This window comes from Bacteroides sp. CAG:189 (genome assembly GCF_000432295.1).
GTDB classification, from domain to species: Bacteria; Bacteroidota; Bacteroidia; order Bacteroidales; family Bacteroidaceae; genus Bacteroides; species Bacteroides salyersiae.
In genome coordinates, this window is the sequence record NZ_HF991118.1 from 69,342 (window position 1) to 87,197 (window position 17,856).

The window sequence follows — 17,856 nt, forward strand, 5'->3', positions numbered from 1 at the left end:
ACTTGTAGCCAGGTAGATAGTGGTCTCCGCCAAAGGAATCCTTCCTTCCGGCCAACCTATTTTCATCAGTGTGTCAAAGCAGGCATTGGCAAGAAGCAGGGCATTCGGATTGGCAAGCCCGATGTCCTCTGCAGCCGAGATAACCAGGCGGCGTGCTATGAAAGCAGGATCTTCACCGCCTTCCACCATGCGGGCCAGCCAGTAGATGGCACCATCGGGATCACTTCCACGAATGGATTTAATGAATGCGGAGATGATATCATAATGCATTTCCCCGTCTTTATCGTAGGCGAGCGGGTTTTGCTGCAATCGTTCGGTCACCATGTCATCGGTAATGACTACGGTCTCTTCTGCTTCCGATTCGACTACCAGCTCAAGTATATTCAGCAGTTTGCGTGCATCACCTCCGGAAAAACGAAGCATGGCATTCGTCTCCCGCAATTCGATCCGGCGTTCTTTCAACACCGCATCCGTAGCAATGGCACGTTGTAGCAATTCCAACAAATCGTCTTTTTCAAGAGATTTCAAGACGTAAAGCTGACAGCGCGAAAGGAGAGGACGGATTACCTCAAACGACGGATTCTCGGTAGTAGCTCCTATCAGTGTCACCGTACCGTTCTCCACTGCTCCCAACAGCGAATCTTGTTGTGACTTACTAAAGCGATGGATCTCATCGATAAAAAGTATCGGGCTTGCTTGCGAAAAGAAACGATTACTTTTCGCACGGTCGATTACTTCGCGCACATCCTTTACTCCGGAAGTCACCGCACTCAATGTATAGAAAGGAGTCTCTAACTTATTGGCTATAATTTGAGCCAACGTTGTTTTCCCTACTCCGGGAGGTCCCCAAAGAATAAAAGAAGATATCCTTCCCGCATCGATCATCTTCCGCAGGATAGCACCAGGGCCTACCAGATGTTTCTGGCCTATATATTCATCTAATGTCTTCGGTCGAAGCCGTTCTGCTAATGGTTGCACGTTTTTTTAGTTGAAAGTTGAGAGTTGAAAGTTGAAAGTTACTATGCAGCGTGGCAGCGTAGATAACCATCAATCGATTAAAACTCTTATTTAGTTAAAACTCTTATTTATCCGGTTGAAAGTCCTTTCCTTAGTTGAAAGTTGAGAGTTGAAAATTGAAAGTTACTATGCAGCGTGGCAACGTAGATAACCATCAACCGGTTAAAACTCTCATTTAGTTGAAAACTAATGTCAGCACTTACTCAGTCACCCAGTCTGCAATTAACTCACTTAGTCTGCAATTACTCACCCAATTTGCAATGATTAATACTATCACGCTGCATAGCAATTTTCAACTTTCAACTCTCAACTTTCAACTAAGAAAAAGGCTCTGCCTGTTTTAAAACGTCATCATCACCATAAATCGTATTCCCCATTTGTTAATGTCGGGATTATTACGATAAGTCAGACGATGTACATATTCTACGTGCAGTAGTTTGAAAATATTATAAACTCCTACACTCGCCTCCATATAAGGGATTTTCGGGTCCATCACGTGGCTTGTATATTGTCCGTCGCGCATCGGGAAGAGGAATAATTCGGGATTATCACTCTTGAAAGGGTTGTTCTTATCCGTCAGCGTTCCCCAAAGGGCGCGGAAACGAACCATTTCTCTCCATTTAAGTTTTTTCAGCAATGGTATGCGGTTGAACAGTTTTCCGTTCATGTCATACGATAGGGAAAGGGAGGCGAAACGGTCATTCAAAAACTCCATATTATTGATCAGACAAAATGTCTCACGCTGAGTGATGTACGACAAGTTGGCTTCCGGCAATATCAGTAACGGGAAAGGCACGGTATTCCACTCGGCACCTCCCTTAAGGCTGACATCTACCTTTCCCCAAGAAGAGGGCAACCAGAATCGTTTCCAGATACTGGCTTCCGTACGGTTAAAGTTATACTCTCCTCCAAGTACTCCCTTGAAGCCGGAAGTGTGCGTCAGCGTGAAGACCGGAGCATCCAGTGATACCGGAATACGGCGTTGCTTGGAGTTGACAAACGCTTCACCCGGAGCATAACGCAAAGTGGCGCTTACTTCGGTGGTGGTGATATCGTGAATAGGCTGCTCGTCGGGCAGTGGCATTTTATCGGCACTGCTGTTATTGGCATAGTATTTCAGATTTCCTGTCGGTTCGTCATTACGGTGGCGGAGCATTCCTTTTACACCGAAACCTGTCTGAGTTTCCAGTTCGTAGTTGACGGTTATGTCACGCATGTATGACATCTGGTCTACGGTAGTCGTTTTGAAAGAGAGGAATACATTATCTTTATCCGTAAACAGGAATTTATCCATTGGCGACATCACATCGTAACTATAAGTGGCGGAAATGTAGTGCTTGGGGAATTCCCATACTACATAGTCGCGCTTATTGAAAGAATAAGTCAGCGTTCCACTGTATTTCCAACGGTGGTCTTTGAAACCATAGGCGCCATATCCGTTTACGAACCAATGCGGATTGAGATGGGCAGTCGTCATACCACTAAGTCGCAGGCGGAGTCCGTCTACATAGTTATTCGATATGGTAGTATTAATGGGACCGAAGTCGAACTTACTCGGCTTTTTGGGACCGGTAGTTTCTACGAAGTTCTCAATCACAGCTTTGGCACCGAAAATGATATATTTGAATCCCGGAATCTGTTCAATCCGGTTCATGAATACATCCATGGTACTTTCGGTCTTGCTCAACGGTACTTGGCGGACTTCAGCCCAGTACTCGTCACTCTTAGATAGCATATCTGCCTCCTTTATAACCGATCCTTTCAGGCGGAACATACGCGGTTCAATGGGGTCGAATTTATAGTTGCTGTATTTCGTCACCCGTTGTACCTGTATCCCCCCCGTCGATTTTACCAATGCAAGGTCTACCAGCATATCGTCGTCCATCAATACCCAGTTCCCGTTGGGTAATTGCTCGTATTGCTGTACGATGTTCAGTTGGTTTACAAAGTTCACGCCTGTCTTTTTAGGTAAGTTCATTATGCATTTCTTTACGGCATAGGTAGAATCTTTCAGTACGTACAGGTGTCCTGTGAAACCGAAGTCCTGTGAATTTTGCGGCACAAAAGTCAGATGTACACACGTATCTTTGTCCACCGTCAAAGTGTCCATTAGGTAATATTTGTAGAAGTTGATTCCTTCTTTGGCAATGGGGCTGGTAAAACGTCTTTGCAGCAGACGGATTTCGTCATCGTAGATGTTCACATTGGTAAAAACATCCTGTAATACCGTTCCGAGCATGTCACCTGTAGAAAAGAATTCATTGATACCATTGGAATTCATTCCTTTGATAATTGTCTTTTTGCTTTCCGGATCTTTGCGGAATACCGTTTGTGATGCAGTCTCCTGTATCGAGATAGGAAGAATAAGACTGTTAGTGGCTTCGGATACTTCGATCTGATCCAGAAGGAATGAATATTTCTTATAGATTCCTTTCTCCATTTTTTCGGGAGTGATGTCATTGAGAGACATCTTCATCTTCTCGTATTGGTCATACTGGTAATATTCGTTCTCATCCAGCCTTTGTGCCTTTTTGTGCTCGATGACTTTCCGCATAAAGTCCACGGCCGGGTTATTCTTTTTCGAATATTTCTCTTTCTTGGGTTTTACAACCACTTCCGTCAACATCACATCGTCCGGAGCCATCTGTACATTCAATACTTTTTGTCCCGGAGTGATTTTTATTACTTTCGTGCGGTAACCGACAGATGAGAATGTGACTTCGTTCCATCCTTTTCGTGTTTCAATCTGATACTCGCCGTTGGCGTTGGATACTCCGCCCACGCCTTTTCCTTCGTAATAAACCGAAATATACATTAAAGGCTCGTGCGTAATCGAGTCGGTGATAACTCCTTTTAACTGCGCAAAAGAGGATGCGGCAGAAAATACGAGCAAGAATAGTAAAATGTGCTTCTTATATCGTTGTTTCATCATATACTTCAACATGAGTCGGCAAAGTTAGTAAATAACTCTCGAATAGTTTGTTCTTAATAACCTTTTTTGTATTACTTTTGTCTCCTATAATTATGATTGATAATGATTTCTATACTGATACCTACTTACAATGCTGTTTGTTTGTCTCTGATCGAAAAGATGTACAAACAAGCAATCGCTTTGCGAATACCTTTTGAAATTCTGTTGGCAGATGACGCGTCATGCGAAAACATTCGTCAGCAAAATCGCAAAATGACAGAGTGGCAAGGATGTCGCTATCTGCAACAAGAAGAGAATCAAGGGCCTGCACGTATTCGTAATTATCTGGCTTCAGAAGCCCGATATCCTTATCTGTTGTTTCTGGATTCGGACGTTATGCCCGTATCGGATTCGTTTTTGGAGGAATATCTGCAAGTGGCGCGTACCGGCCGGGTGGTTTGTGGCGGATTCATTTATCCGCGTAAGAGTATTCCTGCCAATGCCATATTGCGTTATAAATACGGAATGGCTGTTGAAGAACAATCTGCCGGGCAGAGAAACAAGGAACCTTATAATCGATTTATCAGTATGAATTTTATGATATGCCGGGATGCTTTTCTGAAAGTCCGTTTTGATGAGACGTTTCATCTGGGATACGAGGATACTCTGTTTGGCATGCAACTGGAGCAGGCCGGAGTAGAGATTCTACACATCGACAATCCGGTCTATCATCTGGTGGAAGAGAATAGTGAGCAATTTCTGATGAAAATCCGCCGGGCGGTCCGTAATTTGGACGGACATATCGAACAGATGCATTCGCATGTCAAGCTATTGCGGTGGTATGCTTGTGTAAAACGTTTAGGAATGGCTCCTTTGGTTGCTTTTCTGTTCCGGCAGATTGAAAAAAGACTGGTAAGCAATCTTACCAGCCGAAAACCTTCGTTGAAGCTTTTTGCTTTTTATAAATTAGGTTATTTGTGTAATTTCTTATCTCAAAAGAAACCTGATTAATGATGTGAACGCAAGAATCAGGACAACAAAATCTGTACAATTCTGTCGGCTGTCCGTCCGTCCCAGCGTTCGGGCAGTTCGCCGTGTTTCCATTCGTCCCGCATCAATACATCCATTGCTTTGCCCAGTGCCGCCGGGTCTTCTCCAACCAGTTCATTGGTTCCGATGCGCCAGGTTTCCGGGTGTTCGGAGTAGTTGTTAAGTGTAATGCAGGGGATTCCTAAAAAGGTGGATTCTTCGGCCACATTACCCGAATCCGTAATAATACCTTTGGCTTTATTCATCAGATATCCAAAAGAAAGATAACTTTGCGGTGGCATGATGTGCAGGTTCGGAGCCGAAATGCTGAGCCCTTTGATAGCATCACGTACGTAGGTATGGACAGGAGCGACAACCGGCATACCGGCCGCCTTTTCCAAGATCGTTTCCATGAGCCGGCGCAGATTCTCTTTATTGTTCAGAAGTACACGTCTGTTGAGGGTGAGCAGTATATAGTCTCCTTCCTTTACTCCCAATACGGAAAGCCAAAGCGGGCGGATAAAATGATTCCGGTTGTAACGGATGTTATCGATAAGGATATTTCCCACATAATATACATTTTCCTTTTCCGTTCCCGTCTGATTCAAGTTACGGTTGGCTACCATACCGGCTGTAAAGAGATAATCCGATAATCCATCCGTTATCATCCGGTTTACTTCTTTAGGCATATTCATGTCGAACGAACGGGTACCGGCAACAAGGTGCGCTACCTTGATACCTTGTTTTTTGGCAACGATGGCGCAACTCATTGTCGCTGTGAGATCGTCTACCACAAGAACGATATGGGCCGGATTCTCGGTCAGCTCTTTGTCGAATGCAACCATTATGCCGGAAGCCAGTTGAGTGGCATTGCTGTCGGTCACTCCCAAAAATACATCGGGTTCTTTCATATGAAGATCGGCAAACAAGGAAGCATCCAAGCTGGTATCCTCACGCTTTCCGGTATATACCAACCGGTAGGAGATACTTCTGCCTTGCGCCCGTGCAGCATCGATGGCACGCGTGATAGGCGCTATTTTCATAAAGTTAGGGCGTGCTCCGGCAACAATAGTTATTTTCATATCGTTCTTTTATCTATATTATATCGTTCTTCCGTCTATTTTCAAGAAACAAATGTACGCTTTCTTGCGGAATTATTTGTTCCTTTGTAGACAAAAAACTTTAGATATGCCGACATTTGTTCAGATTCTTGATTTTATAGGTACGTTTGCTTTTGCAATCAGTGGTATCCGTTTAGCTTCTGCCAAGCGTTTTGATTGGTTCGGAGCATATGTGGTGGGGTTGGCCACTGCCATTGGAGGTGGTACGATCCGTGATGTATTGCTGGACGTCACTCCGGGATGGATGACGGATCCTGTCTATCTTATTTGTACCGGAATGGCTTTGTTGTGGGTTATTTTTTTCGGTAAACACTTAATTCATCTGCACAATACTTTTTTTATATTTGACAGTGTAGGGCTCGCCTTATTTACCGTAGTCGGTGTGGGAAAAAGTATAGCGTTGGGATATCCTTTTTGGGTAGCTATTATCATGGGCAGTATCACCGGTGCCGCCGGTGGAGTAATTCGTGATGTGTTTATCAATGAAATTCCCTTGATATTTCGCAAGGAAATTTATGCAATGGCTTGTGTGGTGGGGGGCATTGTCTACTGGTTGTGTCATCTTTTAGGAATAGATACGATGATCACACAAATTATAAGCGGATGCAGTGTGTTCATAACCCGTATTCTGGCTGTGAAATATCAAATTTGCCTTCCGATATTGAAAGGAGAGGAGGAATAATGTGCCAATGAAATAATGTGCCAATATGCCAATGATATAATATGCCAATGTGATCAATGTACCAATTTATCAATATACCAATAGAAAGTAGCGCAGCCAATTGGCACATTGGCACATTGACATATTGGCACATTATTTACTCCATTTCTCCCGAAAAGCTTATAGATTCTCTGTTTTGCATATTGACATTGATACTTGCCGAACCGTTGGAATAGATAGTAAGATTGAACGTGAACTTATCTTCCGGGCTACGAGCTGTAAATTTAACTTTTGCTGTTCCTTTTTTATTCATTTCCATCTCGTATTCATCGAGTGGTGCCTGAAATATCAATCCCTCTCCTCCACCATAAGGAATTGAATAAGCTCGTCCGTAAAAAGGTAAATAGGAAATAACGGAGTCATTCCTTATTTCCACAGAATAAGGGGATGATAAATGAACGGTTCTCCCTCGACGGGGGTAGGCTGTGTTTACACTGATCTTATACTTCTCGGCTATGATCTGCTCTTTGATAGCTTGCTCTCTCTGTTCTTTTATCTCTCTCTTGTTTTGAGCATAAATGTCGGATAGGCCGGCCATCATCATGAACATTAAGATGATAATAATACGTTGATTCGTTTTCATATCGCTACTCTTTTTTATTACTAACAGTCCAAAGATACTAAAATACAGATTAACTGCACTTTATTTAATGAAATTAAACAGAAGTATAACATAGCGAAGAGGAGGGGAGCTAATATAAAAATCCCCGTTTGCACACCATACAAACGGGGATCAATTATAACCGATATCAGGTAAAACTACCGGATTTTAGAATAAAGCATCTTTAGAATTGAACAGTTTCTTTTCTGATAATTTTATTACTTTACCGAATTTCTTCAGTTCGTCTACATTGATATCCTTAGGGTTACCCATGATACCGATAGCTATCGGTTTGTCTTTGATATTTTCTTTATAATATTTCATTATATCATCAAAAGTCAAAGCATCGATTTTTGGTACATTTTCAATGGCAGGGTCTTGTGTATAACCTACTCTCTTGTATTGTTCGAAGTATTGAGCTTTATCACGGAAGTCGGGATGTGTTGTCAATGCTTCCTGACGCAGATAGCTCTTAATGTTATCCATACGATCCGGGTTTTCCGGCATGTTGCGCAACAGATCCATGTAGAGGGCTAATGCTTCATTGGCTTTATCATTTTGCGTTCCGATCTGCCCGATAAAGGTAGTCGGATATCCCGGAAGAGCAGGAGTGGTAACTACTCCGTATGCCGAATAAACCATTGAGCGTTTTTCACGGAGTTCGCTTAAAACCAATCCGTTAAAGTCACCGGAGAAATATTGATAGAATGCATCACGTAGTACATCATCTTTCTTATCATAATTTGCCGTTGGCATAAAGAAATAAATCTGAGCTTGTTCTGCATCCGAGTTTGGTAAGAAATATACAGTGTTTTCAGTAACCGGGGCAATCGGTTTCACTTGTGGTGAATCTGTCGGTTTCTCATTAGCTACCAATGGAAGATTTTTACTCAGGATTTCGTATACATTATCGAAAGGCAATGTACCCGTATAATAGATTTCCGCTTCATAATTTGAGGCACGGTTAATGTCACCGGTCAATTCAGAGATCTGTAATTCCAGGATTTGTTTGTCTGTCAGTTCATCTATGAAAGGAGATTTTTCTCCGTAGCGGATATATTGATTCAATGCAGCACCTAACGTCTGAACATTTTCTTTACGCTGTTGGCGTGATCCTAATATGCTACCTTTAATACGGCTTAATTGTTTTTCGTCCAGCTTCGGCATTAAAATCTGGCGGGCAAGCAGTTGACAGGCTTCCGGAAGGTTGTTTTCGTATCCACGCATAGATATGTACAGATAATCATCACCCGCAAATACATCACAACTGACATTCAGTTTACTAAGTTCCTTTTTCAAATCTTGAGGTTCATACATTCCCATGATTCCTGCGTTGTTCATCAGATTGGCGGCAATGCCGACTTTCGGGAAAACACGTTCGCCTGCACCATATTTTAAAGTCAGACTGAATACTTCATTTTCTGGGTTGGATGTGTAAAACAGTTTGGAACGGTCGTTGATTTGTTTCGTCTGAACTTCACTGAAATCCATAAACTTTTCTTCCACCTGTCCGATCGGTAAACTCTTGAATTGCTGTGCATAAAGAGATTGTTTTCCAACAGGAGGTTCGATTGGTTTGTATCCCGGTTTCTTTATTTTAGCATCTTTACTCAAGTTGCCTTTTTCTATATAAAGAGCCAGATAGTCATTGTTTAAATATTGCTTAGCCACACGCTTGATATCGTCGATATTGATTGCCATGATCTCATCTTTGTAGTTGAGAACCTGTCCCAAATCTTCTTCGTTAATGAAAGCTTGCAAGAGGATAAGCCCTTTATTCTCATTGGATTCCATGACGCGGTCGAACTCACGACACATATTGCTTTTAATGGCATCGATAATCCAGTCTTCCACTTCACCGTTGGCAATTTGCTGAATGGCTTTCAGTGCTTTTTTCTCTGCACTCTTGTTGGATTCAAAGCGTCTTTGGTTTTCGTCATACAACGGGGTTACCGAAATCTTGCAACGGCCCTGTTCGCGGTTCGCATCCAAGGATGCATATCCGTTTGTGATTTCACCATCGATAGATAATTTATCGAGCGCACCTGTTGCACTGCTATTGCTTAATAGTGAAAGAGCTATTTCCAAAGGCTTTTCATCCGGATGACCTGCCGGTACTCCTTTGTATACTAAGCATACGGATGGGTAACGGCCCACTTTGGCAGTATATTGTGTACGGCCTTTGATATCCAGGTCGGGATAGGTTTTGCGTTCGGGAGTTGCTCTTTGAGGAAGACGGCCAAAGGTAGAAGCTATTCGTCCACTGATCTGGTTGGCATTGATGTTACCTACCAGAATCAGCACCATATTCTCTGCCGTATACCAATCATTATAGAATTTGATTAATTGGCTCAAGCGGGGATTTTTCAAATGTTCGGGTAAACCGAGCACTGAACGTGCATAAGGATGCCCCTCATAGGCTTTGCTTTGGATAAAATCGTATTGTACGCGTCCTGGATTGTCTTGTCCGCGATTGTATTCTTCGTATACAGTCTCCAATTCGGATTGGAAAGTACGGAATACCGGATTAAGGAAACGCTGTGATGAAATCTCCAGCCATTTATTGATCTGGAATGTAGGGAATGAATTGTGGTAGAAAGTTAAATCCATACCGGTTGCAGCATTCAGATTTTTACCTCCCATGCTTTCCATCAAGTTGGAGAATTCATTGGATACGCTTACTTTTCCTGCTTCGATAGTCAGTTCATTGATTTCCTTACCGATGGCCTCTTTTTTTACCGGATCGGTTTCGTTCGCCATTTCATCGTATTTAGCGATGATTTTCTTATAAATAGGTTCTTCGGCAGCCCAGTCCAATGTACCGATTTTATCGGTACCTTTGAACATTACATGCTCCAGATAGTGAGCAAGTCCGGTGTATTCGGCCGGATCATTTACTGCTCCCGTACGTACTCCTACCAATCCGAAGACATCAGACTTGGTATTGTCTTCCCATATATATACAGAAAGACCGTTTTTTAGCTTGAATGCTTTCAGTCCTTGTCCGAATGACGGAACGGAAACTGCTATCGCAACTAAAAGGATGAGAGATTTAAGTAGTTTCATAAAATAATTAAATAAAGTGTTTTTATGTATATGTAGGCAAAGCTATAAAAAAATCACAATAACCTCTACGAAAAGTTCGGAAAAATAGTATTTTGTTTGAAAATATAAGTTTGAAAGTGATGTGTAATGCGAATTTGTAGTCGGATATTGGGTTCAAATCTGATAAACAGTCAGCCTCTCCCCAGCCCTCTCCGTGGGAGAGGGAGAATGGATACTATACTGTTGTTTATTAGTTAGTTACAAAACTAACTTAGCAACTGCTGATTCATATGTATGATAAAGAAATATTCTACGTCAAAAAAGGATCAAGCCTAAGTTGAATGAATTATCACGGCTTTTTTGTAATTTTACACTCTTCAAGAATGGTGATGTATATGAAATCAAAGGTTATTATATTTCTGTTGCTTTTTATAGGCAGTATTTCATTTATTGCAGGTTCATACAGCCTTTATAGACTGTATGATAAATCAAACAGAATGGAGCATACCGTAGGAGTTGTAACGGATTTGAAAACGGAGAGAATATATCGTAACCGAAAAGTAAGATACAAGCATACTGCCCGCATCGAATATAAAACAAAACGTTACAGCAGTCATGTAAGGATGCAATTGTACAATCCTTTTATATTCCAGGGAAGTGAAATTTCATTATGGTATTATCCTGACCGTACAGAGGAGGTTGTAATACCTTTTGAAGAGGGGTTTATATGGGGGAGTATGTGGATATTTGGTACATTTTGTCTTTTTTTAGGCATAGTAATTACAAAAGCTCAAAGAAATAAAAATTAAGAAAGGAATATTGAAAGTAGTCCTTATGCTACTATGTTTGGCAGGAGTAACTTTTATAGCATAAGCATACATCATATTCTTATAACTTCTGAATATTAGTTATATCGGAATTTAAAACTGTTCCAATACCTCAATCCTTTTTTGAATAGGAGGGTGGGTTGCAAATAATCCGCTAAGTCCGTTGAATCCACTTTTAGCTTGTTTACCGGGATGCTCGATGAAGAGCTGTGCCACATCTTCCCGTTTCACAGCCTCTATATCCGGGTCTGCAGATATTTTACGTAAGGCGCTGGCAAGAGCAAGCGGGTTCTTTGTCATTTCCGCAGCACCGGCATCGGCCATATATTCACGTTTACGGGAAATGGCAAAGCGCATAAGACTCGAGAAGAAATAACCGATAGCGGCAACGATGAGGGCTATCAGAATTAATACGATGGCTCCATTCCCTTTGCTATTGCTACTGCGCGCCCGTGAACTGTAATAAATAGATCGTATGGCTATCTGCGCCAACATCGAAAAGATACCTACAAACACGATGGAGACAATCAACAGCCGGACATCCCGGTTACGGATATGCGTCAGTTCATGTGCTATGACACCTTCCAGTTCCTGGTCGTCCAGTTTATCAATAATCCCGCGGGAGAGAGTTACGGTGTAAGTCCGTTCGTTAATACCGCTGGCATAGGCGTTCAGTGAAGAGTCATTGATAACGTTTATTTTGGGCATTTTCATTCCCTGTGACATGCAGAGGTTCTCTACCAGATTATAGACCCGTTTGTTGTCTTTACGCTCCAAGGTTTGGGCACCCGTAGCCGCTTTTATAATACTGGTATTGGCAAAATAGGCGATAAGAAACCAAATTGTCACGCCACCTATTATATAAGGTATGGATTGGAGAAATATTCCGTTGATCATATCCATCCGGTCGTAGTCTGCATATTGTTCCTGAGTGAGCATTACCAATAAATAACAGAACAAATAGGAGAGTACTCCTACCAGACAAGGGAAGAGAAACAACAGAAACAGAGAACGTGCATTGTTTCTGCTCTGCTGTGTTTGAATTCCGACGTATTGCATAGTTTATCTGTTTTCCGTGAGGAATTAGAAGTTGATTTTGGGAGCTTGTTCCAGATTGGCACGCTGTTCTGTTCCTAAATCGAACATGATTTCTTTATGGAAACCGAACATTCCGGCAATCAGATTGGAAGGAAATGTCTGGACTGCATTATTCAACTCTTTCGTTGCCGAGTTGAAATAACGGCGAACGGCAGCCAACTTATTTTCTATATCCGAGATTTCTTCTTGCAATTGAAGAAAATTCTGATTGGCTTTCAAGTCCGGATATGCTTCGAGTGTAATCTTTAGACCGGCAAGGGCTGAGGTCAGTTGATTTTCAGCATTGATCTTATCGTCGATTGTACGAGCGTTGATAGCACCGTTGCGTGCTTGAATCACCCGGTCGAGTGTCTCCTTTTCATGAGAGGCATATCCTTTAACCGTATCTACTAATTGTGGGATGAGGTCATGTCGTTGTTTAAGCTGTACGTCTATATCTGCAAATGCATTTTCACGGTTGTTTCTTAACTTCACCAGTGAGTTATACATAGAGGCGATCATGATTCCAAGTACAACGATGATTCCTAAAATGATCAATAAAGTCATAATTTTGTGTATTTATTAGAGTTATTAATATTCCAAAGGTAGAAGAAAGTAACTATTCCTGCAATAAAACAGCTGATAATTTTCGTAAATAGCACCTGAGAACTATCAAAAAGCACCCAAAAACTGTTTTTTGATAGTTTTTACCCCAAAGAAAGACGGATTTCCCCCTATTGAAGTCTGAAAATACCTTTAAACTTGCAACATCGAGAAAAAAACGAAATATTAACCGTAAAAACCATTAGATATGAAAAGTTTAAGTTTCAGAAAGGATTTGATTGGAGTTCAAGAAGAGTTACTACGTTTTGCTTATAAACTGACTGCTAACCGTGAAGAAGCGAATGATTTGTTGCAGGAAACATCACTAAAAGCCTTGGATAACGAGGAAAAATATATCCCGGATACAAATTTTAAGGGATGGATGTATACCATCATGCGTAATATCTTTATTAACAATTACCGTAAGGTTGTACGTGACCAGACTTTTGTAGACCAGACAGATAATCTTTACCATTTGAATCTGCCGCAGGATTCCGGTTTTGAAAGTACCGAAGGTGCCTATGACCTTAAAGAGATGCATCGTGTAGTCAATGCCCTTCCCAAAGAATATAAAATTCCTTTTTCAATGCATGTTTCCGGATTTAAATACCGTGAAATAGCTGAGAAACTTGGCTTGCCTCTCGGAACTGTAAAGAGCCGTATATTTTTCACACGCCAACGGTTACAGCAAGAACTAAAAGATTTTGTATAATCAATAGGTATAATTAGATATAGTTTTAAACTGAAAGACAAACGGTCGTGTAATTATCAAATTAATGTTTTAAATGGAACGGCTATTGCTTAATTGTAAGGAGTGAGAAGGAAAGTCCCCTTTTTGCTCCTTTATTTTTGTGACAATATGATATAAAACATATCCGATTAGGCTTATTTTTCTTGCTAAAAATTGTCTTTATGTCAAATAAGTCTATATCTTTGTGAAAGAAGATGTGTTAACCAATTTTATGTGAAATCACTTTATGGATTACGGCAATGAAAAAGGAAATTAAATTCAGTCTTGTTTACCGGGATATGTGGCAATCGTCCGGAAAGTATCAACCCCGTGTCGATCAGTTAATGCGAATTGCTCCGTTGATTATAGAGATGGGTTGTTTTGCCCGTGTCGAAACCAATGGAGGAGCTTTTGAGCAGGTGAATCTTTTGTATGGAGAAAATCCGAATAAGGCGGTGCGTGCATTTACCAAACCTTTTAATGAGGCCGGCATCCAGACCCATATGCTCGATCGTGGCTTGAATGGGCTGCGTATGTATCCCGTACCTGCGGATGTACGTCGGTTGATGTATAAAGTAAAGCATGCCCAAGGTGTGGATATTACAAGGATTTTTTGTGGGCTGAACGAAGTACGCAACATAATTCCTTCTATTAAGTACGCAATTGAAGGCGGCATGATTCCACAAGCTACTCTTTGTATTACTCATTCTCCGGTGCATACGGTAGAATATTACACCGATATTGCCGATAAGCTGATAGAGGCCGGTGCACCGGAAATCTGTCTGAAAGATATGGCCGGTATCGGTCGTCCCGGTATGTTGGGCAGGTTGACGAAAGCTATTAAAGACAGGCATCCCGAAGTGATCATCCAATATCATGGACATAGCGGACCGGGGCTGTCGATGGCTTCCATTCTTGAAGTTTGCGAGAATGGTGCCGATATTATTGATGTGGCTATGGAGCCGATGTCGTGGGGAAAGGTTCATCCGGATGTAATATCCGTACAGGCCATGCTCAAGGACAAAGGATATGATGTGCCTGAAATTAATATGAAGGCTTATATGAAAGCGCGTGCCATGACACAGGAGTTCATTGACGACTTTTTGGGATATTTCATGGATTCCACCAATAAGCAGATGTCTTCTCTTTTATTGAAATGCGGGCTTCCCGGTGGCATGATGGGATCGATGATGGCCGATTTGAAAGGTGTCCATGCAGGTATCAATATGATATTGAAGAGTAAAAACGAGCCGGAGCTGAGTATTGATGATCTATTGGTGATGCTTTTTGATGAAGTGGAGTATGTGTGGCCTAAACTCGGTTATCCTCCGTTAGTGACCCCATTCAGCCAGTATGTGAAGAATGTGGCGTTGATGAATTTAATGCAGTTGGTGAAAGGGGACGAACGCTGGACGATGATCGATAACCATACTTGGGATATGATTTTGGGTAAGAGCGGCCGTTTACCGGGTAATCTTGCACCGGAAATTGTCGAATTAGCACACTCCAAAGGATACGAATTTATCGACACCGATCCACAGGAAAATTATCCGGATGCCTTGGAAGACTATAAAAAGGAGATGGATGAAAATGGTTGGGAATACGGGCCGGATGACGAGGAACTTTTCGAGTTGGCTATGCATGACCGGCAATACCGTGATTATAAGTCCGATGTCGCCAAAAAGCGATTTGAAGAAGACCTGCAACGTGCCAAGGATGCAGCCATGGTTAAGAACGGGTATTCGGAGGAAGAAATAAAAAAACTGAAACGCGCCAAAGCCGATCCTATTATAGCACCGGACAATGGGCAGATACTTTGGGAGGTTTCCGTAGAAGGACCATCCACCGCACCGTTTATCGGGCGTAAATATCAACATGATGAAGTCTTTTGTTACCTTTCTACTCCGTGGGGGGAATATGAGAAAATATTAACCGGATTTACAGGCCGCGTTGTCGAAGTTTGTGCTCAGCAAGGAGCTACTTTAAATAAGGGAGATGTAATAGCTTATATCGAACGTAGCAATATATTTGCCTGATTATCGGATTCAGGAGTTAAGGGAAGCAAAAGGTCTATCGAGAAAAGATTCTGATACGATTATCGTGCTGCTCCTTAACTCCTGAATGATGAAAGATAAAGCCTGTTCCGGCTTTTTATCTTAGAAGAATTCTTGGTCTATACTTTATTGAGTTAGCGTTTCTAAGGTCTGAATCTGACTTGTTGCATGCCTATCAATTTGTCGTACCGTTCGCCGAATGGACGCGCATATACTAAAATCAGATATTCGTTTTCCGTTTCATAGTAATTTCCTTCTACCGGACCGGTTTCCCCTTTTGTACTTCCATTGGGGACATATAGATATTGATAATTGTAAGCACCCTGTTTAAGCAATTGTACCGATTCATAAGCGTATGTTTCTTTATTATATTTCATTTCCGTTTGCCGGTTAAAGTTGTCATACGTAAACTCTCCTTGCAGGTATAACTTGCCGTCCATAAAAGGATCTTCCCAGGGAAGGCTGAAATGTACAAAGAAATAATCTGCTTCGATTTCATTATCCGTAGCATCGTCGTAACGAATCAGATAACGTCCGTTCTGGTCTTCGTCATAACTATAATTTCTGGTACGGGGATCGCTTGGAAACAGCGTCGCATGATAATAAGGATCATGGAATTGAAGACTTTCCACACCGATATTAGCATAGCGTGTACTGACTGTTTCGAACCTGCGATATTCGTTTCCTGCCGGAAATATCAGGGCTTTATTGTGTGTATAGCGCAGTTCGTCCGGGCCGACGTAGGTAGGCAGTACTCCGGTTACCATATTGTCCGTCCGTCCGTTCTGTATTACCTGAATTTTTACTTCCTGTTGTGGATTTCGTATATTGTACCCTCTGTGCCGGACATTGAAACTCACTTGCTGATGACCTTTGTTACGATCTATTTCCGTATCACTGCTTACCGTAGCCGATACACTGACTTGCTTGTCCAATACCCGGAAACAGGTTTTGAAAACAGGTTTACTGGTGTCCGAATCATCATAAACTGTTATGAGATAATTGCCGGACAATTTCATGCGTACCTCATTATTGGGCAATGTCAGGCGATAGTGGGTATAAGGCATCGTTGTATTGATGGAGGTTTCGTAATCTTCTATCGGATTATTATTGAACCCATCCAGATAATCGATGTCCGAAAGGTCGGAAGCAGACCAATCTGCATTACAGTGGGAGAGGACGTACTGGTATCGGTGATACTCATGTGATAGTTCATCGAAAGAGAGCTCGATATAATCATTACTGTCCAATGTAATGACGGCAGGAGCGTTGATGTCATTGTTGGCTACCACTTGCACCGTCTGAATATGAGGTGCGTAAATTTCTGTGCGTTGTGCTCTGATTCCGCCTGACAGGCATAACAGAGAGAAAAGAAGTGAACAATATTTTATCATAAACAAAAGAGGTTTAGTGATGAGTAGTTGGCGGAGGAAACTTGGGTACAAGATTCATTAATCTCATGATCTGTTTCTGTCTTTTTAGTATGTAAGGCGACGGATGGGCAGAATCGAAACGTATGGGGTTAGGTAGCGTAGCAGCTATTAATGCACATTGGCCCTTTGTTAATTTGGCGGCTGTGGTATTGAACTTATATTGGGCGGCAGCTTGTGCCCCGTAAATGCCCTTTCCCATTTCGATGGAATTCAGATATACCTCCATAATCCGTTCTTTCGGCCAGAATGTTTCAATAAGAAAGGTGAAATAAACTTCCAGTCCTTTCCTTAGCCATGAGGATTGGGGCCATAAGAAAACATTTTTTGCTGTTTGCTGACTGATAGTACTTGCACCTCGTTTTCGCTTTCTACTTTCATTTTCTTTTATCGCTTTTTCTATTTCCTTGAGATCGAATCCGTTATGTTCTGCAAAACGATTGTCTTCGGAAGCAATAACAGCCATAGGCAGATGTGGGGAGATCTGATTGAAAGAAACCCACGTGTGTTTGCACGTGGGTTTATCTCCCGATGCTATCTGCTGCACACTCCGGATCACCATTAGCGGAGTAACATATACCGGAACAAACCGGTAAATAACGACCGCAACAAGGGTTGACAGGAAGAAAAAGAGCAGCAGACTGCGTATGATACGAAGTATTTTACTTACCGGCTTCCGCATCTTTTATC

The 17,856-nt window shown here is 41.9% G+C and carries 14 protein-coding genes; 5 read left to right on the plus strand and 9 right to left on the minus strand.

What is annotated here, in order from left to right:
• On the minus strand, positions 1–978 hold a 978-nt coding region (locus tag QVP90_RS16610; protein WP_288204876.1), incomplete at its 3' end, for a replication-associated recombination protein A.
• A gap of 379 nt (positions 979–1,357) precedes the next feature.
• Positions 1,358–3,946: a DUF5686 and carboxypeptidase-like regulatory domain-containing protein gene (locus QVP90_RS16615; protein WP_044094034.1), complete on the minus strand. Its 2,589-nt coding sequence runs from the start codon at positions 3,944–3,946 to the stop codon at positions 1,358–1,360.
• Between the two features lie 105 nt (positions 3,947–4,051).
• On the opposite strand from QVP90_RS16615, the gene QVP90_RS16620 reads away from it, so the two are divergent.
• Positions 4,052–4,939: a glycosyltransferase family 2 protein gene (locus tag QVP90_RS16620; RefSeq protein ID WP_005932311.1), complete on the plus strand. Its 888-nt coding sequence runs from the start codon at positions 4,052–4,054 to the stop codon at positions 4,937–4,939.
• Positions 4,940–4,956: 17 nt separating this feature from the next.
• Here QVP90_RS16620 and wecB read toward each other — a convergent pair whose 3' ends face one another.
• Positions 4,957–6,039: a non-hydrolyzing UDP-N-acetylglucosamine 2-epimerase gene (gene wecB, locus QVP90_RS16625; RefSeq protein WP_021937045.1), complete on the minus strand. Its 1,083-nt coding sequence runs from the start codon at positions 6,037–6,039 to the stop codon at positions 4,957–4,959.
• A 106-nt stretch (positions 6,040–6,145) separates the two neighbouring features.
• Here wecB and QVP90_RS16630 point away from each other — a divergent pair, with 106 nt between their 5' ends.
• Complete coding sequence (locus QVP90_RS16630) at positions 6,146–6,760, plus strand: trimeric intracellular cation channel family protein (RefSeq protein ID WP_021937046.1); 615 nt, start codon at positions 6,146–6,148, stop codon at positions 6,758–6,760.
• A gap of 136 nt (positions 6,761–6,896) precedes the next feature.
• On the opposite strand, the gene QVP90_RS16635 is transcribed toward QVP90_RS16630, so the two are convergent.
• Positions 6,897–7,382, minus strand: a complete 486-nt coding sequence (locus tag QVP90_RS16635; protein ID WP_005932302.1) for a DUF4251 domain-containing protein — start codon at positions 7,380–7,382, stop codon at positions 6,897–6,899.
• Positions 7,383–7,568: 186 nt separating this feature from the next.
• Positions 7,569–10,466 carry a M16 family metallopeptidase gene (locus tag QVP90_RS16640; RefSeq protein WP_007480784.1) on the minus strand — a complete coding sequence of 966 codons (2,898 nt, stop codon included), beginning with the start codon at positions 10,464–10,466 and terminating at the stop codon, positions 7,569–7,571.
• A 374-nt stretch (positions 10,467–10,840) separates the two neighbouring features.
• Between QVP90_RS16640 and QVP90_RS16645 the strand changes: the two genes are divergently transcribed.
• Entirely contained in the window at positions 10,841–11,254 is a 414-nt protein-coding gene (locus QVP90_RS16645; RefSeq protein ID WP_165353988.1) for a DUF3592 domain-containing protein, read from the plus strand.
• 111 nt (positions 11,255–11,365) lie between these two features.
• On the opposite strand, the gene QVP90_RS16650 is transcribed toward QVP90_RS16645, so the two are convergent.
• Together QVP90_RS16650 and QVP90_RS16655 are read right to left on the minus strand one after the other, a co-directional pair.
• Positions 11,366–12,331, minus strand: a complete 966-nt coding sequence (locus QVP90_RS16650) for a M48 family metallopeptidase (protein ID WP_007480786.1) — start codon at positions 12,329–12,331, stop codon at positions 11,366–11,368.
• A 24-nt stretch (positions 12,332–12,355) separates the two neighbouring features.
• Positions 12,356–12,916, minus strand: coding sequence for a LemA family protein (locus tag QVP90_RS16655; protein WP_005932288.1), 561 nt, complete (start codon positions 12,914–12,916; stop codon positions 12,356–12,358).
• 244 nt (positions 12,917–13,160) lie between these two features.
• On the opposite strand from QVP90_RS16655, the gene QVP90_RS16660 reads away from it, so the two are divergent.
• A complete protein-coding gene (locus QVP90_RS16660) occupies positions 13,161–13,664 on the plus strand; it encodes an RNA polymerase sigma factor (protein WP_005932285.1) in 504 nt (167 codons plus the stop codon).
• Positions 13,665–13,942: 278 nt separating this feature from the next.
• Positions 13,943–15,718, plus strand: coding sequence for a hypothetical protein (locus QVP90_RS16665; protein ID WP_021937047.1), 1,776 nt, complete (start codon positions 13,943–13,945; stop codon positions 15,716–15,718).
• A 161-nt stretch (positions 15,719–15,879) separates the two neighbouring features.
• Here QVP90_RS16665 and QVP90_RS16670 read toward each other — a convergent pair whose 3' ends face one another.
• Both QVP90_RS16670 and mtgA read right to left on the minus strand, forming a co-directional pair.
• Positions 15,880–17,130: a DUF5103 domain-containing protein gene (locus QVP90_RS16670; protein ID WP_021937048.1), complete on the minus strand. Its 1,251-nt coding sequence runs from the start codon at positions 17,128–17,130 to the stop codon at positions 15,880–15,882.
• A gap of 13 nt (positions 17,131–17,143) precedes the next feature.
• Entirely contained in the window at positions 17,144–17,848 is a 705-nt protein-coding gene (mtgA, locus tag QVP90_RS16675; RefSeq protein ID WP_021937049.1) for a monofunctional biosynthetic peptidoglycan transglycosylase, read from the minus strand.
• Positions 17,849–17,856 lie beyond the last annotated feature (8 nt).